Origin of the sequence: Mesorhizobium sp. WSM3866, assembly GCF_002294795.1 — a bacterium.
GTDB lineage: Bacteria > Pseudomonadota > Alphaproteobacteria > Rhizobiales > Rhizobiaceae > Mesorhizobium.
The window spans coordinates 56359-80220 of sequence record NZ_NSGC01000017.1 but is presented as its reverse complement, the minus strand read 5'-3'; the positions used below and the strand labels follow the sequence as shown (position 1 = coordinate 80220).

Genomic DNA, 23862 nt, shown 5'->3' with positions numbered 1-23862 from the left:
TCCGGCCATCACACTCGGTGCCATGCGGTTGGCAGTCGCCTTTTCCGTCGCTAGTCCGCCGGAGCCGATGACGTTCCCTTCTAGCCGGCGCAGCCGTCTTCTTTGGAACGTCCTCCGGGACAGAAACCATCAACCAAAGGAAAAGACCATGACCAACAATCGCAACACCAACCCGAGGCGAAATGGCCGCTCTACCAAACCTACACCGTGCGCGACGCCAGGGAAGGCCAGAAGGGCTTCTGGGCCCACATCGGCTCCCTCTTCGCCCACGACGACGGCGAGGGCGGAACGCTCCTCCTCGACGCACTGCCCATCGACGGGCGGGTCGTCCTGCGCACGCCTAAGGCTGACGAATAGGAGGCCGCCATGCAGATCTTGACCAAAGACTGCGGGAGAAGCTGCTGGCGAATGGTCGCCAGCAGCACCTCTCCGCGGCACCGACGACGAACCGAGTTCGTCCCGGTCCTTAAGCTGTTCACGCCGGATGCCGGCGCGACCTGGCTCCTGACGGAAATTTACCCCGAGCACCCTGACCTCGCATTTGGACTTTAGGACCTGGGACTTGGCTACCTGAGATCGGTAGTCTGAGCCTCTACGAGCTCGCTGCCGTTCGTGGCCGCCTGGGCTTGCCTGTCGAACGCGACCTGTGTTTCAAGCCGGACAAGCCGCTGTCGGCCTATGCCAGTGAGCCTCACGCTTCGGCCGCATCCAGGTGTGACGTTCGTCACGATGCTCAACGCCAGCCTTCCGGGTGGCGTTGAGTGCCCAAGGCAATAGCGGCCAGACCTCAGGCCCTGGCCTTGCGTTTCGTCGCTGGTTTCTTGGCTGGAGCTGGCTTTCGTCCCAAGCCCAGCGACTTTGCCAATGCCGATCGGGTCGCCGAATAACTCGGCGCAACCATGGGATAGTCCTTGGCCAAACCCCATTTCGTCCGGTATTCGTCAGGCGTCAGCCCATGACTGGTCGCAAGATGCCGCTTGAGTGACTTGTATTTCCTGCCGTCCTCAAGGCTAATGATGTAGTCCGGAAACACCGACCTTTTGGGATTAACTGCCGGTTTGGGGACAGGCTCTGGTGTGGGAGATGGCGGGCTAATATTCGACAATGCCGAATTCACGCTCGCGATCAAATCCGGCAATCCGGACACTGGAACCGCGTTCTTTTGGACATAGGCAGCAACGATATCGGCAGTAAGTTCAATCATATTATTGTTTGGTTCCCCGGGCATTGGCGTGCTCCTTCAATCACCACGTCCTCATATCCGTCAGGTGACGATATGCAATCAACCTATGCCACTTGGAATTTGTCCGATCAATCCGGATATTTGATATTTCTGTATGACGCGAGGGCAAAACGATCTTTTGTTTAGCGGCAAAGCGTACCCACGCCAAACCCTGCAGCCTGAAAATCGTATAGAGAGATGAAATTGCCTCAACGGACGCTAGGCAATGGGCATGAAGGCGGGGCTGGATTATGCGAACCACGTTTCCTCTTCCCATTTTTTGAAAGCTTTCAAAGATTATTTTAGCATGCTGCCTAGACATGCCCGTCAGTTGGTAAGCAACGTTGTACAGGTGTCCAAACGCGGCGCAGCCGGGTGAATAGCAAATGGCAATCGTCGATGGACCCGGGCCGTCGACAGCCTTCCATAGCCTAGCCCGGTCGGCCATATTTATCAGGCGGTGGCCGGCTCGCTCGGCAGAAAGACTGCCATCAGGAACGTTGAATGAAGGGGAAATGAATGCTGTCAACCTCGGCGAGCAAGGATGGCAACCGGCGAAGCTTCCGCTATCGCCCAGAACTCTCCGGTATTTGGCTGATGCATTGTTCGAGCTTCTCCAGGCGGAACTTCGCCTTCGGGAAGTTCATGGCCGGCGTCGAAACGTCGATGGCGTCGCAAAGGCGTGGTCGTCATGAGGTCGCGCCCCAGTTCGGCAATGCGCGCGCGCACCTGTTGAGCGTCGTCCTGGCGCAACGCTCTAATCAATCCACGTCCTAGCATCAGTCTTCCTTGCGCCATCCAAAAAGCCTTGCGGGTCTATCCACGAGGACCCTGGCGAAGACTAAGAGGCTCCTGGGAAAAGTCCGGCGAGTAGCAGCAAAGGGCCTGAACACGGGGCCGACGCTCGAAGGTAGCGCCGGCAAATAGCGCGACTGTGACGCCGCATCGGCTGCGGAGTCGGCGGCTGAAGTGTGGATAACCAGCCCTTGCTATAGCCGCTTGCGCCAGCCGGCGTGCACCCCAGCAGTCATGGTGGCGGAGCATGTTAAACTGGCGTTGTTTGGGCCGTCACTCGGCTACCGCGAGGGCGTGCATCAACCGTTCGGTGATCGCGTGGCTGGCGCCGCGAACAAAACCGGAGGATCGGTTCTATTCGACATACGTGTCGACGGCGATACCTGCATAACAGCAATAATGGTGATGGAGAGAAGCGGTGGCGCACGCGCGGTTCGGGTACCAGGCGCACGAAATGGTTGAATCTCCGCCTCAGTATGATAGGGCAGGTGCAGAGAGGACGCGCCGTCACTATAGCCAGAAGCTTGGGAGATATTTCCCACCTCGGAACTTGAGATCGACGATAAGGCCCCCGATCGGGCCGCCGTCACCGCCTATGACGAAGCGCACATCGCCGCCTACGCTGCCTTGCTGGTCGCGGAAGCAGAGGGCGCCGATTGGAGCGACGCGGCTTGGGACATCTTGAAAATCGACCCTAAGCGTGAACCGGCACGGGCACTTGATGCCTGGACATCGCACTTGGCGCGGGCGCGCTGGCTGGCGATCAGCGGTTTACAGAGTTTCCGAAGCGACTTGTTGCAATAGGCAACGCCCCCCCAAGTTGTCATTTGGGGCACCCGTGGCTCGAAAAGGAGGAGGGTGCGAGCTAAGACCGCCGCTGTTATAGCAAAGATAGGAGAAAGGCAGTTCCGCCTAACCGCCGGGGAACGAGGGGCGAGGTTGCCCATCGCTACCACAGCACGATTTTCCCGGCTACATCCGTGAAGGGACGTTCTAGGCTTCCTCATACCTTGGCCGTCCGCGGGGCCGGCCCACATGCTTCCCATTCGGAACAGAACTGTTTCCCTATGTCATAACCTGCCTTGCGCCCTTTGCGGCTCGCTCGATGACGTCCATAGGAGTTGGATCGGCAGCCAAGGTCGGTTGTCGGCCGCGACATGAGGCGGCAGACGAGATCCCAATCAGCGCTAGAACGATTGCAACATGGGCTTTGAGAAGCCTGTGCCACCATGCAGTTCGCCGGTTACGTCATGGCTGAACCGCATTCCCATCACCCCACTCCCTAGGTGAGGACGCGTTTGCCGTGGCAAAAAAATCAGAAGGCGCCAGCAAGCAGCGAGGTTGGATCTTCACACTGGTGTTTTGACGGCTGACCTGCGGCCGAGACCAGCTGACTTTGCAAGACGAGAACGCTGAGCAGCATAGTTAGGCGCCACCATCGGATAGTCATGGGCAAGTCCCCATTTTGCTCTATAATCCTCGGGTGTCAGGCCGAAATGGGCTTTGAGATGGCGTTTAAGGGACTTGTATTTTTTTCCGTCCTCCAGGCAGAGGATATAGTCGGGAAACACGGACCGCTTGGGGTTGACTGCCGGAACGAGCCCGGGGCCTTCTGAACCAGGCGGCAGCACAACAATCGCCCTCAACGCAGAATTGACACTAGCGATCAAGTCCGGAAGTCCGGCAACAGGGATCGCATTCATCCGGACGTAAGCCGCGACAATATCTGCCGTAAGGGACAGTAAATCCATGCTGGGCGCCTCGGCAGCCTTCTCATCCACGTTTATGCGCGCAGTATTCTCCTCAATCACGCCCGTCTGTTCTGTATTGGCGTCCTCTGCGCTTGTGCGCTCGGTATTGTCGTCAATCATAATCATGCTCCTTTCTTTCTGTAAGCCTTCCTATTCGAGACGTGCTGGCGGTCCAAATGTGCGGCGCAGGTTGAAGGCGTCATCTCAAAAGGCGCAAACTGCACATTCCCACTAGGTCTCATTGCAGCCATCGAAGGGATGGCATCTCGTTTACTTCGAGTACGGCCGGTTGAGGATCGAGCCTAACCTCTCAACGAAGATTACGTGCTTGTCCAAGTAAGGGCAGGGCCTAGGTCGGTGGGCCATTCTCTTCGCCAGTGCGCCCGCCCCCGGACTCCGCCCGGGTTGCATGCCAAATTGCCCGAATTCGATCGCTGGCTTCTAGGTAAGCCATCTCGACCAAATAGGTCAGGAGGCTCTCACCATCTGACTGCGCCGTCTGACGAATTTGTCTCAACATTGCCTGGGCATGGTGCAAGTTCTGCAACTTTCTGGACTGTTTCACTGGAATCCCGGCTTTCAAACGGCGTTCTCCCTAAAGGACAACTGACACTCGCTCCAACCCGAAACGCGTGCCCTCGCAGAGCTTCGCGCTACGCCCTTGCTCAGGGTCGATCCATCACCGATGAGGCATTTGTCGCATGAATTTCTCCCAATCCAAGCTAATCCGGCGGCCTGGTCGGTCCTGTTTCGGAAGAGGGGTGGATCTCGTGTCATGATGGAAACCTCACGCTACTATTGCGTTTTGACCGGCAAGGGCTTGCGGCTACGTTCGCGGGATTGATCTTGCCATGGACAGCGGCCGCGGCGCCGAGCGATCCCGGCTTCGGCTTCCTGGGAGGCCTCGGTAAGCGTTCGAAGCGGCGGCTCGTTTCCATGAGCCTTCCAACCGCTCCCGAGGGGTCGAGGCTCGCCTTGTGGCGAACGGTCGACACCATCGCGAATGCACGAGCGAGACGTTGCGATGCCACCCGCGCCAAGAACGGTTTCGTTATGGTCGAGGCCCAGCTCGTTCTTCGCCGTGCGGAGGTTTTCCTCGACAATCCTGCAGCATTGGTGCACTGCGACAAAGGTTTCGATCTCAGTTCCCACTGGAGACCATGTTGAAAAGTAGCTGAGAGCCTGATTGGCATCGCGTCGGATTAAGAGCCCTGCGGTCCAGAGGCCTGAGCGGATTTTATCGAATTGCGCGAGGTCCGTGTCAGTGAACGGGCGGTAAGCCCATGATTTAGAGCCCTTTAGCGCCTCTCCTGGGGGGAATATCCGCCAACCGGAGAGATCGAGGTTCCGTGCGATATCTTCGGCCATTCCTCCTTCCGGAAAAAGGCGATTTCGGAAAGCGAAATGATGGTCTGCGCTAACGGCGAGCACGTATCCCTTGGACCAGCGTCGTAGGGCCATCTCGATGTCGACGTCACTGTAGACCAAGTCGACGGCTACCCAACTGAAGGGTACGTCGGCTGAGACGATACGCGCGATCATATCAATTGCTAGGCGGGACTTCGTCGCGAAAGTCCTGCCCCAGGCACGTGGGACTGCGCAAGGCGGGCAGGGTCTTCCGTGCAGGGCCCTTGGCAGATACAGCACGCGATCGACGAAAGCATTCCCGTGCTTGGATGCATAGGCGGCGAACACGCCGATCTGGCAATTTGCCGTCTTGCCCGTCGAGACATTGACCTGCCGCGCTACCCCACAGGACGTCTTGCTTTGCTTGACGAAAACCGTCTCATCGATCACCAGGACCGCTTCGGCGTCAGCCAACGTTTCGAGGGCATATTCGCGCACAATGTCGCGCGAGACGTCTGCGTCCCTCCGGCCCCTTCCGAGAATGGCCTGTTGGCACCACGGCCCAGGGTCACCCGCAGCCTCGGCGCGCATCCACCCGGTTTTGCGATGCGCATCCCGGAGCAGGCCTTTAAGGAACAGTCCGGCCGAAATCGCCACACGTTCCTGAGGGAAAAGTCTCCTGATCCGGGACTTCACCTCGGGCATTGCCGAGGCCCATATCTCCAGTGTCATATCGATTCAATCATTCCCAATAACTCCCTTTTGGCCGCCCGCGCAGAATCGACAAAAAACAACTAATTCACCTGTGAACAGCTCTCCGGTATTTTCTCGCGATAACAGTAATGCCTGAGCGACATTTGAGCGGCGCTCAACCCTCACATTCTATTGTTCGAGACAAGCTTGACTTAACAACCCGTGATTGCCATAACTCCGACGTAGACGACAATGCAAGCATCTCCGCGAAGGATTACCGAGGAAATCGCAAACAGGGGCTCGCGCGACAAAGTTAGATATGTTTAATAAGCGTTAGCTGGCAGCGGATCAGTAGGAGATATCCAAGAACAGCATAAACAAAGCAAAAGGTGACAGCCTTATTTTGTAGCGATTACTTCATATCCGGACCTCATGTATGCTCGGGGTTCGATGGTGCGCGGAGCATCGGGAAGGTATGCGCAAGTCCTGCGAGTTCGTAGGGCAACGACCGCAGTCGAGGGGAACCTTGGAGAGCTTTCCTTAGTGGGAGTTATCTCCTGGCCGCTTCATCATCAGCCGGCCGAATTCGGGCCGCGCTGCGCCGTCCCCGCAAAGCCGCAGGCAGTTCCAGGCGCTGGCCTGATTGCTGGTGACGACCGGACGGCCGATCGCTTCTTCCATGTCGGGAACTGCGAGAGCCGCGCGCAGCGCCGTGCAGGAGACGAACAGCGCATCGGCCTGCGCATCCGCTGCCTTGCGCGCGAGGTCCACAAGGGAAGCGGGCTTGATGCGTGCCATTTCGCGATCGTCCTTGAAGTCGAGGCAGGTGAAGCTCTTGATATCGAAACCATGCGCCGCGAAATAGGTGGCCATCGGCCGGCTGGTCTCGATGGTATAAGGCGTGAGAATGCTGATGCGCTTCGCCCCTAAGGCCTTTAGGCCGCGCACGCCTGCCATCGGCGGCGTGACCACGGGAACGCCGGGCTTAGCCGCCTGGATCGCGGCCTCAATCTCGGCATCGCGGATCACTACTGAGGCAGAGGTGCAGGAGTAGCAGATGGCATCGAGCGTCTCGTCCGGCAAGATGAGCGCCGCGCCGGCCGAAAGGGACGGCTGCATCTTGCGCAGATTTTCCGCTGTCGTCGGATTGGCATAGGGAATGCGAGCGACATACACGCCGATCCGCTCGCTCGCCACCATGCGGCGGAAGTCCACCTCGCTGGTGTGGTCGGTGGCTAATGCGATCAGCCCGACGCGCTTTTCCAGCGGACGCGCGTCAAGCGCGGGACGTGCCGTTTCGAGGCGGATCTCGGGCAATGCATTCATGACTTTCATCTTTCGATCCTGCCGTAGCGATGCTCCAGCCAGCGCAACAGCACGACGGAGCAGAGGCTGATGAAGAGGAAGAAGGCGCCGACCAGCGTCATAGGCTCGATATAGCGGTAGTAGCTGTTGGCGACGCCCTTGGCCTGGTTCATTAATTCCAGAACGGTGATCGCCGAGAGAAGGGGTGTTTCCTTGAACATGGCGATGAAATAGTTGGCCAAGGCCGGGATCATCGGCGGGATCGCCTGCGGCAGGATGATGTGCGTCCAGGTGTGGCGTCCCTTGAGATTGGAGGCCTTGGCCGCCTCCCACTGGCCGCGCGGCACATTGTCGATGCCGGCGCGATAGACTTCCGCCGTGTAGGTGCCGTAATGCAGGCCAAGCCCGATGACGCCCGCCACCAGCGGAGGCAACAGGATGCCGATATCGGGCAGCACGTAGAAGATGAAATAGAGCTGCACCAAGAGCGGCGTGCCGCGAATGAATTCGGCAAACCAGCCGACGCTGCGCGAGACGAGCAAGTTGTCCGAGCGCCGCGCCAGCGCAATTCCTAGGCCGACGATCGCAGCCAGGATCGAGCCAAGCACTGTGGCTAGGATGGTGATCTTCACACCCTTGAGCAGGACCGGCATGATCTCCCGAACGAAGTTCCAATCCCATTCCATCAGACGCGCACTCCGTCGAGCCCGCGCGCCAAGCGGCGTTCCAAGGACCGCACACCCCAGGAGATGATCATCGAAAGCACGAAATAGATGATAAGGACGGAGAGGAACGGCATCAGCGTGCTGCCTGTTTGCGAGCGCACCACCTGCGCCTGGAAGGTAAGGTCGGCAAGCGAAACCAGTGACACCACCGAGGTCGCCTTGAGTAACTCGATGGCGTTGTTGCCGAAGGTCGGCAGCATCACCAGCAGCGCCTGCGGCAGGATGACATGGCGCATGCCTTGCCAACGGCTGAGGTTTAGCGCCGTACAGGCCTCATATTGCTCGCGGCCGACCGACAGGATGGCGCCGCGCACCACCTCCGCCCCATAGGCGCCGACATTGAGACCGAGGGCCAGCACGCCGGCCTGCAGCGGCGTCAGCGTTAGGCCAGCGAAAGGCAGAACGAAGTAAGCGAAGAACAGCTGCACGAAGCCCGACGTGCCGCGGAAGAACTCGATATAGGCCGTCGCGAGGACGCGCAACAAGAAGAAGCGTGACAGCCGTCCCATGCCAGCAATGAATGCCATCGCTAGTGCGACCGCTGCGCCCATCAAGGTGATTTGCACCGTGACCACCGCACCCTGCAAAATCAAGTCAAGATATCCGGACCAGTCTGTCATGGGATCGGGGTTGCCAATTAGAAGCTAAAGACTTGCCTTGGGCTGACTTCATATCCGTCGGGACTTGCTGCGGCACGTCCGGTGGGGTTAACAGACGCGGTCCGAAACCCCTCCCGTTCGCCGATCTTCCCGCTGCGAGGTCAGACAAGGTCCTATTGCGCCGAGGCGCAGAGTTTCTCGCGCGTGGTCGACATAGCCGCCTTGGCGGAGAACCCGTACGGCTCGACAATCTTGGCGAATTCGCCTGACTTCTTCAAATTGGCGAGTTCGGTATCAAAAGCATCGCGCAACGCCTCGTCGCCTTTCTTGAAAGCGGCGCCGTCGCACGAGACCGGCAGCCCCTGCACCGGGGCGATCACTTCGAGGTTGGGATCGTTCGCCTTCTTGACCAGGTCAGTGATAGAGAGGATCGGGAGCGTATAGACGTCGATGCGCCCGTCCTGCACCATCTTCAGGCCGCTCTGACCGTCAGGCACAACAATGAAGCGATCACTTGGCACGCCGGCTTTTAGAGCGTACTTCGCCTGAAGTCCGCCACCCGGTCCACCGATGGTGGCGGATGTGTTCTTGGCGATATCCTCATAAGTCATCAAATGTTTTGGGTTGCCCTTCTTCACTAGAAAGGCGTCAGCGTCGCAAAGCACGGGTTCGGAGTAGGCAACCGCCGCGCAACGCTCCGGCTTCATCATCAGGCCGGCGGTGACGACATCGAAGCGGCCAGCTTGCAGCCCGGGGATCATCGCGCCGTATTCGGAGATCGAGGCGACGACGTCCTTGACGCCGAGTCGCTTGAAGATCTCACGCGCCACGTCGGGCGCCGCTCCCGAAACCTTGCCGTCGGCCGCCACCGCCGTATAGGGGGGCTCGTTGGCAATGGCGACGCGGGCGAAGCCCTGTTGCTTGAGCTGATCCAGCTTGGCGTCATCCGCCGACCGCGCGCCGGAGGCAAGCAGCATTGTGGTGACAGCGAGGCCGGCGACGCCGGTCAGAATGCCTAGTTTCTTCATGTTCCCAACTCCTTTGTCTCTTTTGTTGCTCGAATTGGGCGCACAGCGTCGAGGATATTTCGTTACCTCGGGATGGACTGCGTCGCCCATGCATCGCGGTTAGACCCTATGTCCGGCCGCGATGATCTTCTTCAGGAAGCTCTGCGTTCTTTCCTGTTTGGGATGGCGAAAAATCTCATCGGGCTTGCCTTCCTCGACGATCCTGCCGCGGTCAAAGAACAGCACGCGATCGGCAAAATCGTGGGCGAAGCCCATCTCATGGGTGACCAGAAGCATCGTCATGTCTGTCTCGGCCGCGAGCTTGCGCATGACGTTGAGCACTTCCTCGACGAGTTCCGGGTCGAGCGCCGAGGTCACTTCGTCGAACAGCATGATCTTGGGCGACAGCGCCAGGGCGCGCGCGATCGCCGCGCGCTGCTTCTGGCCGCCGGAAAGCTGCCCGGGCATCGCTTTCGCCTTGTCGGCGAGGCCCACCATGTCCAGCAGTTCCATCGCCCGCTTCTCGGCGGCGGCGCGCGCGGCACTCTTGGTCAGCATCGGCGCCAGGGTCACGTTGTCCATGACGCATTTGTGCGGGAAGAGATTGAAGAGCTGGAAGACCATGCCGATCTTCTGGCGCATCCTGGCCAGATGCCGCTCATCGGCCTGCAGCAATTGGCCGTTGCGCTCCATGTGATAGAGCTGCTCGCCGTCGATCTGGATATGGCCGCCGTCGATCTTCTCCAGCGTCATCAAGATGCGCAGGATCGTCGTCTTGCCCGAGCCTGATGGACCGATCAGCGCCAGCTTCTCGCCGGGCATAACCTGCATCGACAAACCGTCGAGCACCTTGAAGGCGCCAAAACTCTTCGAGATTCCGTTGATCCCGATCATAGGCGCCGGCTTGCTGTGCGCCTCATCAAGAGATTGCGAAAAATGTCTCATTCGTACTCCAGCGGGAAAAGATTGCCTCAGTGTAGTGGGTCTCAACTCGCCACCGAAACGGCTCCTAAAAAGCCAACACTTACACCTTTGAGCGATTATTGGACTTTTCGGAACTTTGATACACGCCAGCCGTAAACTTCGCAGACATAAATGTCGCCGTTTTCAGCTACACAGAGATCGTGCGGCCCGATCAGAGTGTCTTTGTTGCCACCCGCCGTATTATCCCAGCTGCTAAGAAGCACGCCATCCAAGTTATATAGCGAGATCGATCCGCTTCCCCTTCCATTTGACTTGTCCTCGAACGGCTGTAGTTGAGCGAAGTAAACAATGTCATCTCTAATGCAAATACCGCTAGGATTACCAAGCGTCCATTCTTCCAAATATTTGCCTTCGGTATCAAAGAGCTGAACTCTGTCATTCTCGTCATCGCAGACAAGAACTCTGTTCCTGCTATCGATCCAAACATTGTGGACCAGCTCAAATTGGCCTGGTTCGCGCCCTTGACGCCCCCAAGACAGCAGCAGTTCACCCTTGGAATTGAAGCGGTGGACCTTGTGGCCACCGTAACCGTCCGCAACGAAGATATCTCCGTTGGGTGCAATCGCGAGATTCGTAGGCAAGTTGAACGGCTGCGCGTGGACTAAGCGCCCCTCGCAAGTAGGTGATGCTGAATTCTTGTTTCCTAGTGTGCGCAAAAGCTCGCCGTGCGGTGCGAACTCCATCGCGACGTGAGCGCCACAATCCACTATCCAGACATTGTCGTTCTTACCGATGAATATTCCATGGGGTGTAGCTGAGAACATGCCGTCGCCCCACGACCCAATGAAGTCCCCCTCCGGAGTCCAGATGGTTACCGGATGTTTGCCTCGAGAGAGAACGAAGATCTCTCCCGAGGAGTTGATGGCAACGTCGCTTGGTTGCCCCATCTCAAAATATTTTGGGACGTTTGGCCAACTCTCGACCCGTTCAAAGCGGTACTGACCCGACCCTAGTACTTTCAATTTCTTATTCTCCTGGGCTGGACGTGGTGCGCGGCTGCAGCCATTGACACGGCCCGATATGGGGCAATGTCACTATTCGTGCGTTTTAAAAAAGCTGTCAATCGCGAAATTGCCTCAATTCAATCGCCTGCTAATCGTGATCTTTTGTTGCCGGAGGAGTAACAACTGAAGATTGCGATGCCCTTGCCGCGCCTCTCGTTCTTCGGGGTCGGGCGGTGAGGTCCTATTGACATGATGCAAGTTTGCTATTGAGACATGTCAAAACTGATGCTACCAGCAGGCGACTTAGCGTTTAAAAAGGATCAGAGGATCAAATGAAAGTTTTATTGGGATGGCACGCTACGGACGAAGAGGTGTCAACGTTTGAGCGGTCGCTTGCCGGCGCTACTCTCGTAAGGCCGCGTCCTGAGCCCTATCTTTCTCGTTTCGATCTAACACTAGAATCGATCGTGGAAACGCTTGGAGACGTAGACGCCTTCGTTGGATATGTTTTGCCCGAAGGGTCGTTGGACGTCGCAAAGAAATTGAAGGTGATATGCTGGATGCACGCCGGCTGTGATGAACTTGACTTAGCTCGCCTGAAGACAATGGGCGTCCAAGTTACTAATTTGCGAGGCGCCAACAGTATTGCAGTTGCCGAACATGCGATGTCGATCATTCTGGGGCTGGCAAAGCGTCTGATCACGAAGCACCAGGCCTGCGTCGACGCTCTCCCAGTGCCAGTTTACGATCGCGATTCCTGCTCAGCGATGTTGCATCGCAGAACACTGGGAATAATCGGCCTAGGGCAGATTGGAAGTGCGATCGCCCAGCGCGCCAAGGCTTTTGACATGGGAGTTTTGGGTGTTCGCCTCCATCCTGAACTCGGTGCGGGTGCGGCGGACGCGGTTTTCGGCGTCGACCAGATGGGGCAGGTGCTGGGAAGCAGCGATTACGTTGTGTTGGCCACACCTATCACCCGCAAAACGAATTCGTTTTTTGGGGCTGCTGAGATAGATGCGATGAAACCAGGGGCATTCCTCGTAAACATCGCTCGTGGCAATCTGATACAGGAACGACCCCTCTATGATGCTCTTAAAACCGGAAAGATAGCAGGCTACGGTTCTGACGTCTGGTGGACATATAACAACGCCTTCCCCGCAAGTTATCATTTTCCGGTGCCCTCGCGAACGGGGATCCAGAGGATGCCGAATGTCATCGGTACGGGTGATCAGGGAGCTAATGCCGATGACGTTCTCGAGCGCAACATAGCGCGCTCTGTGGAAAGCTTGCTTGAGTTCCAGAGCGACAAGCCTCTTACTTGGAAAATCGATCTCGACTTAGGATATTGAAGAACCTTGCAGCTTTTTCCGAAAGGTGTTGATGACAAGAACGGCTGGTCGCCATCGTGCGACCGGCCGCTTCATTTAGGGAACTTCAGTGATACATCGGATAGCGCAATTCATTGAGTTTGTTAGGGCTTCTCCCGTACCCTAAGAGGATCGTGCAATATGGATGTGTGGCTACCTGATCCGAGTTCGCTCGAACGTCCCATCTATCTTTCTTTAGCAGAAAGGGTCATCGAGGCTCTCCAAGCTGGCAAATTGACGGAGGGTGCGCGCTTGCCGACGCACCGCGAGTTATCGTTCCGCTTGAAGATTTCAGCCCAGACCGTTAGCCGGGCATATGACGAATTAGCTAGACGGGGGTTGGTCACAAGCACAGTCGGTCGTGGAAGTTTCGTCAAATTCTCACTCGATAAACCAGCCTATCCTCACTCCCCTGAACGCTCCGAAACATCGATTGACCTTTCGATTTTGAAGCCGGTGAGTGGTTCAACCCATCTTCAGCATATGAGTAGGGTGCTCCGGGACCTCGCGGTGGATCTTCCCCATACGAATTTCTTCTCATTCCGGCCAAATAATGCATTGGCCCGCCATCGCAGCATGGGCGTCGACTGGTTGCGATCGTATGGCATCGAAGTCGACGAACGCAACTTGGTGGTCACGAATGGTGCAACGCCCGGCATGACACTTGCGTTGATGTCCGTTCTAAGCCCGGGGTCAACTCTGCTATCCGAGGAAATAGGCCACCACACGCTAAGCCCGCTCGCCGCGTACCTCGGCTCGAAGCTCCATGCGGTAAAAATAGATTCGGAGGGCATTTGTCCGGATTCGTTGGAGCAGGCTTGCTTGGAGCACAAGGCGCGCGCTCTGTTCATCATGCCTGGTCCCATCAGCCCAACTGTCAGTATTATGAGCAACGGGCGGCGGGCGGAAATCGCTGAAATCGCGCGGCGCCATGGGTTATTTATTGTTGAAAATGATCCTCTCGGTGCGCTGGTCGATCGCGGCCTGACGTCCTTTGTTGAACTCGCTCCCGAACGGACATTCTACATTACCTCTTTGACAAAATCCCTTATGCCGGGTTTGCGAACTGGCTATGTGGTCGTTCCGAGTAGCTTGATTCCTGCAGTCACAAATCGGTCCCTCGTAACGACCTGGATGGCTACACCACTCATAGCCGAGATTGCCAGCCGTTGGATTGAAGACGGCACTGCAAAAGACCTTATCGACTGGCAGCGGAAAGCGTTGGCGGAGCGGCACAAACTAGCCGCTGAACTTTTGGGCGGCGTTCCCTATCTTTCCCACCCGCAAAGTCTTCACATCTGGCTCCCGATGCCAAAAGGTCACACTGAAGATGGGTTCGTCGCCAATGCTCGTCTCCGGGGAGTGGGTGTCGCACGCGGCAGCGCATTTACGTTATCGCAACACGCGCAGCCTCCTGCAATCCGCATCTCTGTAGGATCAACGCGCCCAGATGAATTGAGGCGTGGCCTTGAGACAATATGCGCTATGCTAAGAGAGGAGCCTGAACCGCTTCTCCACAGGCTGTAAACTATCACCGAAGCTGCCGCAGCCCGTCTGTCCACGAAGATCGCCTCCCGCGGAGACAAATGTGGGGCCCTGGGCTGGCGGTTAGGCAAGAAGAGGTTTTATCTTTAGCCTTTCAGCGAAGTGGGTTGGACAGTTGGTCACCCGCATCCTCAGCCAGTATTGCGCCGCAAGAGGTCTTGCATGCGCGCTCACGTCCCCTTCTCCTTCTGACGTCACTCGCAGCGCTACCCCGTCGTAGGAAGGTCCTCCGAAACGCCAGATCGCATCTACTCAACGTCGCACTTTCCTGTCTGCTGAGGTGCACGGTGCTCGCGCCCTGCAGAACCGGCAACGGCGCAAAATGGGGAAGGCTCCCACGGCACATTTGGGGAGTATTGTTCCGATAGACAGACGAGCGCGGGGAAGAGAGGCGGAGGAGCCAATCCTCGAATGCCCTCCGATGTCGACGCTCATTGACCTTCTCTGAGGCGTCATCAGATCGCCTCCGAGTCGAGCGGATACGCGCCGGTCTCATCATGGACCTCGCTGCCTGCCAAGGGAGGGACGAAGACGCAGGCTAGCACCAGTTCGGTCTCTGCACACAGCAGGTGAGCATCATGTTTATCAAGCGCGTAGATGATCCCCGGTCGAACGACATGGACCTCATCCACCTGTGAATTCTCGATAAAACCCGTTCCTGAGATGCAGTAAACTGCCTCAAAGTGGTTCCGATAGTGCATCTTGAGCCGGGCGCCCTTATGGATCGTGGTGATGTGAAAGGAGAAGCCCATCGCATCATTCTTGAGGAGCAGTCGCACGCTTTCCCAGCTCGCCGTCTGGACCCGCCTGGCCGTCTTTTGCTCCTCATTGAAATCTCTTACAATCATGACTTATCTCCTACTCGCCGTGCTGACTGTGCTGCCGATCACGCTTTCGATTGTATGCTCCAGGATGTCGAGGCCTTGGTTAAGCTGATCCTCGGCGATGACCAGAGGTGGCTGACACTTTACGACCTCGTCGTTGGGACCAGCGGTCTCGACAATCAGACCCCTCTGGAAGGCGGTGCTGACTTGACCGGCAATCTCGCCGGACTTCAGATCTATGCCCCGCATCACGCCACGACCTTTGGCTGACACTCGGCTCGGGTCGTATTTCTGCGTGATCTGATCAAGGCGGCTTTTCAGCAAATTGCCTTTCTCCTTGACAGACGCTGCAAAGCTATCCGTGTGCCAGAAGTGCTCGAGAGCTGCGCGTGCCGTGACGAAAGCATCGCAGTTGCCGCGGAACGTGCCGTTGTGCTCTCCGGGCTCCCACTTGTCGAGTTGTCGATCTTGAGAACGAGGGCCATAGGCAGGCCATAGCCGGATATCGATTTGGCCATTGTGACGATGTCTGGACGGAGCCCAGATGCTTCGAAGCTGAAGAATGCATCGGTCCGGCCAACCCCCGCCTGAATTTCGTCGACGACGAGCAGAGCTCCATGTCTGCGCGCAACGGCCGCCAGCTTTTGCAGCCACCCCGGGCCTGCGACATTCAGGCCGCCGTCGCCCTGAACTGTCTCGAACGATCACCGCAGCCGGCGCGTCCACACCCCTGGAGGGATCCGAAAGCAGGTGATCAAGATAGTCGGCGGTGTCTACACTTGACCCAAGATAGCCGTCATGTGGTAATCGCGAGACGCCGCCGAGCAACCGGCCGGCGGCTGCGCGGTGGTATCTACTGCCGGTGCACGAGAGAGCGCCGAGGCTCACACCATGAAAGCCATCGGTGAACGCTACGATGTTGGACCGACCAGTTATCTTGCGCGCTAACTTGAGGGCAGCCTCGACCGCGTTAGCGCCGGTTGGACCGGGAAACTGAACGACGTAGTCGAGTTGTCGCGCTCTGAAAATCGTCTCGTTCAATTCCCGTAAAAAAGACTCGTTGGCTTCACTATACAAATCGAGGCTGTGCGTGATGCCGTCTCGGGCGATGTATTCTACGAGCGCGCTCTTGAGCTCGGGGGGACTATGACCGTGGTTTAGACTTGAGCACCCCATCAGAAAATCGAGATAGACGGTTCCATCGCGCGCAAACAACTGGGCGCCCCGCGCTGTCGTGAAAACAGCAGGAGCGCGACGAGCGTAGCTGCGCACTTCGGACTCGAGATGGCGGAAGGTCGCGAATTCGTCCCCGCCGTACGGCCTGCTTCGGTTAGTCATTGCTTGACTCCCTTCTTTGCTACGAGCTCCGGGGCCTGGCGAGCATGCCTGCAGCGCTTCTAGGAGGGTGCGATGGGGCCGATGGCTATCGTGTACTCGCTCTCATGCTGTCCCTTAAAATGGATATCGCGATCGAAGCGTATAGCCTGTCGGATTGGCGCGCGCATATCCCGAGCCACACCCGCGAAGAGCAACTGGCTCGCAGTGTTGCTGAGAGTCACCGTGGCGTTGATGTGGGTCACGCCGTCGCAAGATCGCCTGTTCAGAGCTGAGATAATCAACCCTTTCCCAACCCCCATACCGCGCGCCTCAGGATGCACGGCAATTTGCCAAATGAAGAGCGTCGAATGCTCGCTCGGCCGCCGATACGTCGCTAGCCAGCCAACGACCTCACCATCGCGCACCGCGAGAACACAGGTGTCAGCGAAATCAGTGCAGAGCAGGAGCTCGCAGTAGACCGAGTTGCGGTCCAGGGGCGGGCACTTCCCGATCAGTTCCCATACGTCGGCCGCATGAATATCGGTGGGCTCTCGGAATGTCACTCCTGACAATAGGACGGTGGGAGGCAATGAGAACCTCTGGCTATCACTAACCAATTTGTACCTCCGGGCGAACATCAATGCCGCCTCGCGTCGCGTTTCACGAAGAGGAGTTAGCAAAGGTCGTGCCAGCTACGTCGAGGCGCCTAGAAATTGCTTTGTCAATTGTGTTGCTGACTTGACCCGCAGTGCAGGGGGGGGCACCTAGGCAAAAAACTGTGTGTCGCGAATTAGACAGACTTGACAGTAGGTGTCGGTTACGCAGCATTTTCTCGGAAAGGGCGAGGGGTAGGATTACGATGGGAGTGGTGGCGGAATCTACTTGCGAACGGCATTGACGACGGGGAGGGCCGCCGCTCTGACAACAAGATTGCGACCTCGTGGACTTCGGGGGCTAACCATCGAGTCCGCCGATCCTTCACTCACGGTCATCCCGCTTAGCGCCTCGATCGTCCAACCACGCCCTCTCCGGTGTTCCCACAATTTCTTTGCGCGATGGAGTCGACTGGATCAGTACGAAGTACCCATTGGATCGGGATGTTCTTGCAGGAGGGCCGCAATTCGTTCAAGGCCCTCTTTGAAGTTCTGGTCGTTTCTATTTGTGTCACCAAGTGCCAACCGCACTGCATGGGGTTCGACTGCTCGTCCGATGATGAATGGATCCGGAGGGCTGACAAGGAGCCCTAGAGAACGCGCATGATCCACAAAATGGGTCGATCGCCAGTGTTCAGGCAAGGTCAGCCAAGCATGCATCGCGTATGGCTCCGCTTCATACCTAAATGCCCCTAGTATGTGGTTCAGTATCTCGTATCTTGTCTTGAGTTTATGTCGCTGCCATTCGACCAGTCGATCAATCGTGCCGTCCTGGAGCCAGCGGGCAGCAACATCAGCGGTCCAGGTGTTTGCACTGCATCCGGTGGCTCGAGCGCGTGAAATTAGACGAGGTATTGCCGGAATGGGGCCCGCAAGAAATCCTGTCCGTAAAGCAGGCATTACGCACTTCGTAAAGCTCGTCGCGTAGTACGTGCGTTCGGGAGCGAAACACAACATGGGCTTCGGTCGGTTGGGGATTAGCGGACCGAAGACGTCATCCTCGATGATCGCTACATCATGCCGCCGCGCAATTTCGGCAATCCGCTCGCGACGCGCCTCTTCCATGAAGGAGACTGTGGGAACACTGTAGCAGGGGGTAACGCACAAAACCTTGATGTTTTCTTGCTCACAGGCTTCTTCAAAGGATTCCGGTATAATGCCGCTCTGATCGATAGCTAGGCCGCGGAGCCTGATCTTGAGGATTGAGGCATTAATGGTGATAGACGTGTCCACAAGCGCTTCGGTGGCGACCACATCACCAGGCTCGGTTATGCTGGCCATTGCAGTCCAGATCGCGTGAGCAGCGCCGTTCGTTACGATGAGGCCGTCGGCACTGCCCTGAACCCCATTGCGCTCAAGCCAAGCGGCGCCAGCTTCGCGATGCTGCACTATGCCCTGGCTCGGCCGATACTCGAGCATGCGCTGGATGGCGCCGTCTTTGGCTGACGCGACCATCGCCTCCCTGAGTTCCTCGATATGGGTTTCGGAGAGCACCGGCACGATGTTTGAGAAGTCTCGTATGTTCGGCTCTTCGCTATCGGCGACATACCGCGCACGGCGTTCCGGCCTGAAATACTGAACAAACGTTCCTCGACCCACTTCGCCCGAGAGTAGTCCTTTGCGTTCCGCCTCGGCGTAAGCGCGAGCTACGGTCTGCACGCTGACGCCGAGCTTTTCGGCGAGTTGGCGCTGGGTGGGCAAGCGATCACCCGGCTGTAGCGATTTCGAAGCAATGGCTCCGTCAACCGCGTCGATGATTGCCTTGTATCGCGGGCCGACTGAATTAGACAGGTCTGGAATCCACATTTAATAATCCAAGCTTACTATTGAAACAGACATGGCATTGAAGCGGTCGAGACCGTGCAGGTAACATCAGGCAGGCCGAAGGTACGTCTGGGGCGGAGATCCTTTCTCTCTCTCTCTCTCTCTCTCTCTCTCTCTCTCTCTCTCTCTGTCTCGTCTCTCTGCGGGTGTGAAGCTGGGGCCCACTCCAACGGAGTCCGGGACTTACTGAATGACTCAGCCAGATCATGCCGCACTTGGACACCGCTCGCATAAAGGCTTGAACAACGGGCGGAGAATTCTCATCTACGCTCCCAGAAGCGGGGGGGGCGAACGCGACAGGCTTCCTCTCGGTCACCCCAATTACATCATTTCTTGTCGACTTCCTCCGCGATCCCTTCGTTCCATGCCAGACCATCGGACCATGGCCGCGTAGGAGCCGTGAGTGCAAAGCCTGCCTGAAAAGCGCAGGATCGGCGGCATCATGCGGCTACATTTCAAACAACCTGACAACCCCGCGCCGGACGCGATCTACTCCTCATAGGAGCTGAACAGTCCGCCAGGTCAATCGTCGCCGCCGGCGTACTTGCTATCCTTCGAAATTCCCGCGAGCCAGTGACTCGCCGTAGCGCGACCAGCAGGAATCTTCCCCCTCTATTGCGCCGCGCCTGGCTTCCGCAGCGGAGTCAGATGCCCTTGAAACCAACGGGCGAAATATCACGTTATAGTAATGCGGTGAATTAAGCTGACCCAAATCTCTTGGACGTATTGTCGCCGCACTCGCCTGTGACAGGCACTGGTAAATCTCTCCCTCTCGGTTGATTTCTTCCAAATCTAGATAATTGGATGGATTCCTGCACACGCTTCTTGCTTTATTAAAGAGCTGGATATCTGCGACCTGCAACCATTCGTAGTTCTCGCCAAAAAACATTTTCACACTGGCGCTACTTACATACGGCAGCATAACAGAGTAAAATCCGTCATGCAGATGACGTGCTCGAAGCAAGAAGCGTTTGGGCTCGTGTCTGCTCCCAACCGAAATCATCAGAGGTGAAAACCGTACATTCATATCGTCTGGGCCTAGGTCAAGTTGAAACCTTCTTTGCACTAAGCCGCTGAATGTGAAGTCAAGGCCCAAGCCACGCGTTTCATATGCGCCCAGCCGATAGGGTGAGGGCAGGCACCTCACATTCTTCCAAGCACTTTCCAGATGGTAGATCGTTTTTTTGCGATCTGGTCCCATAAACTTGTCATGCTGGAAATCCTTGAAATATCGCAACTCCCCTTCAACGGGCATATACGCATTGCGGAATAGAGCTGCGTGCGCTGCACTCCGCAACATAGAAGAATCATGCGTCAAACCAGACTTGCCAAAGAACATTCTGGCATCATCAATGAACCGCAAACACTCAGCTTGAACATTGGCAACCTTTTCATACTGGTTGTCACTAAGCACAATGTCCGCAATAATTGGCCTCCCGTCCAATTCATAGTCAACGACCGCACCCTCCTTGAGGGTACAGCATTGCTCGAATATAGTCGTGTTGTCCCAGGTTGATGCTATAAGTGCCTTGCTATCGGAAGCCCTATACGGTTCATCCGACGCGTACACGTAACGCCCAAGTATATCTACGTCCAAGAGTCCGCCGCCAACTGTGCGAGACAGATATTCTTGCGTTCTGCCGTTATAGCCGACGTCGGCCAAGACAATCGTATCACCGTCCTCTACGCCCAGCTCAGTGGATATATAGCGCATCAAGCGAGCGCGCAAAGCGGACGAGTTGTTGAAAACCAAGGTTAGTACATCATCGTCGTGCAGAAGCTGATGGAACGCGGTTTTTGGATCGCGAGATTGACGGGCGACCTGTATTAACAATTCCGTGAGTTCAGGCGGAAGCAAAAGCTGTTTTGCGATGGCGTGAAGGCTGTCGCATTCGGGCTCGATCGCGCTGATGTAATAGTCGATATCGGCGCGGGTTTTGAAAGAAGCGGCAATAGCATGGAATTTCCGGATTCGTGCGAGCTTTCCGATGGGCTTGCGCGCATAGACTTCGCATGCGGCTGAAAGGAGGTAAGCATCACGCAGCAAGAAGAAGACCTTTACTCGTTTGCCTTGTTGTTGTAAGGCATCAACTTCGTCCATAAGAAAGCGAGCATAGGCGTATAGCGCCGGGCCAAATGACATGTAGCCTATCAGTGTCTCGGGCGTGCACTGACGGAGGTGTGCTAAAGAAAAAACAGGGCGGAATGGGCTATAGCATGGGAGAATGATTGCCGACGGCGCTGCCTGCTCGAGGACAATTAACGATGATGCTGCGCGCTGAAGGCGCAACAATTCAGCGACATCACGGTCAAAGGGCACGAAGTGCAACGCTCGTACGCCCAATTTCCGCGGTGCTTGCACGTCTGCTACATCATTGTCTCCAATGTGAAGCAGTTCCGAGGCAGGCACCCCAGCCTCGTTGATTACGGCCTGAAAAAGGGACTCGCTTTTTGGCGTCCCATAATCAACAGAGCAGTAAATCTTGCTGATTGACTGCATGACGTCCGCGGGCAAATGCCGAGCCAAAAGACGTCTTAAGTCGTATTCGCGCAAATACGTGTCGCTCACAACAATTATCTTCATACCACGGGTGCGCGCTAGCCTGATCAGTTCTACATACGGTGAGAATGCAAAGCAAACTCTCATTTCGGTCTGGATTTCTGCCTCGACCAATAGCTCCCGGTCCTCACTGGAGAGCGACGTAAAGGACCGATAGATGTCACCTAAATCAATTTCGCTGGATCCGTTGTCTAATAGGTTCGCTCGGCGTGCACGCGCCGCGGCGCTAATTCGTTGGTGAACAGTTACCCCTAACCTTCGCGCGATTGGATTGGCGGCCAGCACGGCAAAAACGTCCTTGGGTGTCGCTGTTTTGCGCCATAGCAACGTGTCGAAACAGTCAAGTGAGAGTACCTTCACGCAATCCCCAACGCCGTCGAGAACTGTCGGGATATCCTTCGCCGTTATCCGGGCGTTACTGTCGGTGTCTGTCGTGTCGCTCCAGGGGAGGCCGCGCCCCAGTCCTGTGGTCTTTTTTGTAAAACCATCACCGCCTGGAAATATTGAATCTGGGTGGCCGACGAGTCCGTAGAGCTCAGTATAGACGTCATCTTCTGGAAGACGTTGAACTATCTTGCCATTGAGGTCAGCCTCAAGCTGATAGTCAATACAAACTCGTTCGGAAGACTGTTGGTTATCATCGATTCGAACTATCTTGGCGGCCATGCGCGTTAGTAAGTTCTGCATATTGCCTCCGTTGCGCCAGCGCAATCGTTCTGGCCGACAACTCTTACTTGTCGTTCAGGCGAGGTTAGGCCATCGCCAAGTGTCGAGTTTCGGCAACCGCTTTCGCTATGAAGAGTCAACGGCATTTGTCTCTTGGTGACTTGGCTTCGAACGGGGGGCCTGCGAGTAAACTAGGCTTATCCTATAGCCAGGCGATCACGATTTATCGATTGCCACCGCCGCTGCACAAAATGGCTAGCTCAAATACACGGCTAACCCTCTGCGCTGGGCAAAGCAGCCTAAGACATCAATGTGACTGCGCCACTGGCCACCCTGGCCACTAGGCGTAGAGCCTCGCGAAGGCGAGAAGAGTGGCTGAAACAACCGGAGGTGTGAAAGGGTATTCGAACTCATTTGCGATCCTGCTTGGAGGTAGAATTATGCCTCATCGCTTACGCTTTGATCGTTTCCCTCAGGGTCGACCCCGGATACTCCTTGCGGAATAAGCCGCGCTTCTGGAGGATCGGGACCACCGATCGCGTGAAGGCCTCGAAGGAGCCTGGCATTTCGGTGGGCGTCACGATGAAGCCATCGCAGCCCTCGTTTTCGAAGAATCCCTGAAGCTCGTCGGCCACGCTCTCGGGTGTGCCTACAACTTGAGGGCAAAGTTCGCTTATGGCAAAGTGTTTGGCCGCTTCGCCGAGCGTGAGATTACTGGCCTTTGTGGCTTGAAGAATGACATCAAAGGAGCCGCGAGAACCGGCTTCTGCCGGAATGTCGTTGATTGGCTTGTCTATCGGGTATTGCGACAAATCGAGTCCGGTATGGGCCGACATGAAGGGGATGGCGAGGCGAGGGTCGACCAAGTCATTGATGTAAGCCTGCTTCTCGCGGGCAATCGATTGTGTTTCGCCCACGACCGGGTCCACCGACACCAGGATGGCGCAATCGTCAGGATTCCGCCCAGCCTTGTCGACCCGACCTTTCATCTCGACATAGAATTTCTGCATGTCTGGCAACGAATGCTGAAGCGTAAAGACAAGCTCGGCGTGGCTGGCGGCGAAATCGCGGCCGCGAGGTGACGAACCGGCCTGCATGATGACCGGATGTCGCTGGGGGCTGGGCGGGACGGTGAACATGCCCCTTGCCCCGACGTGTTGTCCCGCGATCTCGGTGTGGCGCATCTTCGCCTTATCGATGAAGTGGCCGCTCTTCTTGTCGCAGACGAGCGCGCCGTCGGCCCACCCCGTCCACAAGTCAAGACAGACTTTCAGGACCTCCTCGGCGCGGTCGTAGCGTTCACTGCGCGGCAGGAGCTTCTCTTCGCCAAAAAACTGCGCCTCCTGATCGAGAGCGGAAGTCACGATGTTCCAGGCGATGCGGCCGGCCGTCAGCGCATCGAGCGAGGAAAGCACGCGGGCTATCGCATAGGGCTGTTGGAAACTCGTCGATATCGTCACACCGAGTCCAATGCGCGACGTCGCCCGCGCCATCATTGCGGCGAGCGGGACAGGATCAAGCAGCGACATCTGCCCGCCCCGTGCCATAATAGTTTCATTATAAAAACTCAGAGCATCGGCGAAGAAGAGCGCGTCAAATCTCCCCGCCTCGAGCGTTCGCGCCAGCGTCTCCCAGAACGCCGGGTCGAGAAACCTGTTCTCTGTTTGCGGGTGGCGCCACATCCCATGATGATGACAAGTTGGCCCCGCCATGAGATACGCTACAAACTTCATT

The 23862-nt window shown here is 56.8% G+C and carries 18 protein-coding genes and 4 pseudogenes; 5 read left to right on the top strand and 17 right to left on the bottom strand.

Annotated features, from left to right (window positions below):
* The first annotated feature begins 102 nt into the window (after window positions 1-102).
* A complete protein-coding gene (locus CK222_RS31970; protein ID WP_141245926.1) occupies window positions 103-357 on the top strand; it encodes a hypothetical protein in 255 nt (84 codons plus the stop codon).
* A gap of 102 nt (window positions 358-459) precedes the next feature.
* Window positions 460-761: pseudogene (locus tag CK222_RS27530) on the top strand (DUF2958 domain-containing protein); the annotation flags it as partial.
* Window positions 762-787: 26 nt separating this feature from the next.
* On the opposite strand, the gene CK222_RS27525 reads toward CK222_RS27530, so the two are convergent.
* Window positions 788-1228 carry a MucR family transcriptional regulator gene (locus CK222_RS27525; protein ID WP_095802530.1) on the bottom strand — a complete coding sequence of 147 codons (441 nt, stop codon included), beginning with the start codon at window positions 1226-1228 and terminating at the stop codon, window positions 788-790.
* 513 nt (window positions 1229-1741) lie between these two features.
* Here CK222_RS27525 and CK222_RS32545 point away from each other — a divergent pair.
* Window positions 1742-1999, top strand: a complete 258-nt coding sequence (locus CK222_RS32545) for a hypothetical protein (protein WP_170954327.1) — start codon at window positions 1742-1744, stop codon at window positions 1997-1999.
* A gap of 1367 nt (window positions 2000-3366) precedes the next feature.
* Here the strand turns inward: CK222_RS32545 and CK222_RS27505 are convergent.
* The 8 genes and pseudogenes from CK222_RS27505 to CK222_RS27465 form a co-directional block, all read right to left on the bottom strand.
* Window positions 3367-3768: a MucR family transcriptional regulator gene (locus tag CK222_RS27505; protein ID WP_095776686.1), complete on the bottom strand. Its 402-nt coding sequence runs from the start codon at window positions 3766-3768 to the stop codon at window positions 3367-3369.
* 968 nt (window positions 3769-4736) lie between these two features.
* Window positions 4737-5847: pseudogene (locus CK222_RS27495) on the bottom strand (IS701 family transposase); the annotation flags it as partial.
* Window positions 5848-6348: 501 nt separating this feature from the next.
* Window positions 6349-7134 carry an ectoine utilization protein EutA gene (eutA, locus tag CK222_RS27490; RefSeq protein WP_095776685.1) on the bottom strand — a complete coding sequence of 262 codons (786 nt, stop codon included), beginning with the start codon at window positions 7132-7134 and terminating at the stop codon, window positions 6349-6351.
* Window positions 7135-7139: 5 nt separating this feature from the next.
* Entirely contained in the window at window positions 7140-7799 is a 660-nt protein-coding gene (gene ehuD / locus CK222_RS27485) for an ectoine/hydroxyectoine ABC transporter permease subunit EhuD (protein WP_095776512.1), read from the bottom strand.
* Entirely contained in the window at window positions 7799-8458 is a 660-nt protein-coding gene (ehuC, locus tag CK222_RS27480) for an ectoine/hydroxyectoine ABC transporter permease subunit EhuC (protein ID WP_095776511.1), read from the bottom strand. Before ehuC ends, ehuD begins: the two co-directional genes overlap by 1 nt.
* Window positions 8459-8610: 152 nt before the next feature.
* Window positions 8611-9465 (bottom strand): ectoine/hydroxyectoine ABC transporter substrate-binding protein EhuB, encoded by an 855-nt coding sequence (gene ehuB, locus CK222_RS27475; protein WP_095776510.1) that lies wholly within the window; start codon window positions 9463-9465, stop codon window positions 8611-8613.
* A 99-nt stretch (window positions 9466-9564) separates the two neighbouring features.
* Complete coding sequence (gene ehuA, locus CK222_RS27470) at window positions 9565-10389, bottom strand: ectoine/hydroxyectoine ABC transporter ATP-binding protein EhuA (protein WP_095776509.1); 825 nt, start codon at window positions 10387-10389, stop codon at window positions 9565-9567.
* 95 nt (window positions 10390-10484) lie between these two features.
* Window positions 10485-11390: a peptidyl-alpha-hydroxyglycine alpha-amidating lyase family protein gene (locus CK222_RS27465; protein ID WP_141245927.1), complete on the bottom strand. Its 906-nt coding sequence runs from the start codon at window positions 11388-11390 to the stop codon at window positions 10485-10487.
* Window positions 11391-11704: 314 nt separating this feature from the next.
* Here CK222_RS27465 and CK222_RS27460 point away from each other — a divergent pair, with 314 nt between their 5' ends.
* Complete coding sequence (locus tag CK222_RS27460) at window positions 11705-12721, top strand: 2-hydroxyacid dehydrogenase (RefSeq protein ID WP_095776507.1); 1017 nt, start codon at window positions 11705-11707, stop codon at window positions 12719-12721.
* Window positions 12722-12880: 159 nt separating this feature from the next.
* Complete coding sequence (locus CK222_RS27455) at window positions 12881-14266, top strand: PLP-dependent aminotransferase family protein (RefSeq protein WP_095776506.1); 1386 nt, start codon at window positions 12881-12883, stop codon at window positions 14264-14266.
* A 473-nt stretch (window positions 14267-14739) separates the two neighbouring features.
* Here CK222_RS27455 and CK222_RS27450 read toward each other — a convergent pair whose 3' ends face one another.
* The 8 genes and pseudogenes from CK222_RS27450 to CK222_RS27425 all read right to left on the bottom strand — a co-directional run bounded on the left by CK222_RS27450 (window position 14740) and on the right by CK222_RS27425 (window position 23861).
* Window positions 14740-15132 carry an ectoine synthase gene (locus CK222_RS27450; protein WP_095776505.1) on the bottom strand — a complete coding sequence of 131 codons (393 nt, stop codon included), beginning with the start codon at window positions 15130-15132 and terminating at the stop codon, window positions 14740-14742.
* 3 nt (window positions 15133-15135) lie between these two features.
* Window positions 15136-15612 (bottom strand): aminotransferase class III-fold pyridoxal phosphate-dependent enzyme, encoded by a 477-nt coding sequence (locus CK222_RS33570; protein ID WP_348628423.1) that lies wholly within the window; start codon window positions 15610-15612, stop codon window positions 15136-15138.
* A gap of 23 nt (window positions 15613-15635) precedes the next feature.
* Window positions 15636-15749: pseudogene (locus tag CK222_RS33565) on the bottom strand (aminotransferase class III-fold pyridoxal phosphate-dependent enzyme); the annotation flags it as partial.
* Window positions 15750-15915: 166 nt separating this feature from the next.
* Window positions 15916-16446, bottom strand: a pseudogene (locus tag CK222_RS33560) (aminotransferase class III-fold pyridoxal phosphate-dependent enzyme); the annotation flags it as partial.
* Between the two features lie 59 nt (window positions 16447-16505).
* Complete coding sequence (ectA, locus tag CK222_RS27440) at window positions 16506-17015, bottom strand: diaminobutyrate acetyltransferase (protein ID WP_210199706.1); 510 nt, start codon at window positions 17013-17015, stop codon at window positions 16506-16508.
* 480 nt (window positions 17016-17495) lie between these two features.
* Entirely contained in the window at window positions 17496-18884 is a 1389-nt protein-coding gene (locus CK222_RS27435) for a PLP-dependent aminotransferase family protein (protein WP_095776503.1), read from the bottom strand.
* 565 nt (window positions 18885-19449) lie between these two features.
* Window positions 19450-22149, bottom strand: coding sequence for an HAD family hydrolase (locus CK222_RS27430; protein ID WP_095802528.1), 2700 nt, complete (start codon window positions 22147-22149; stop codon window positions 19450-19452).
* 431 nt (window positions 22150-22580) lie between these two features.
* On the bottom strand, window positions 22581-23861 hold the full coding sequence (locus tag CK222_RS27425; protein WP_095776501.1) for an LLM class flavin-dependent oxidoreductase: 1281 nt from the start codon (window positions 23859-23861) through the stop codon (window positions 22581-22583).
* Window position 23862 lies beyond the last annotated feature (1 nt).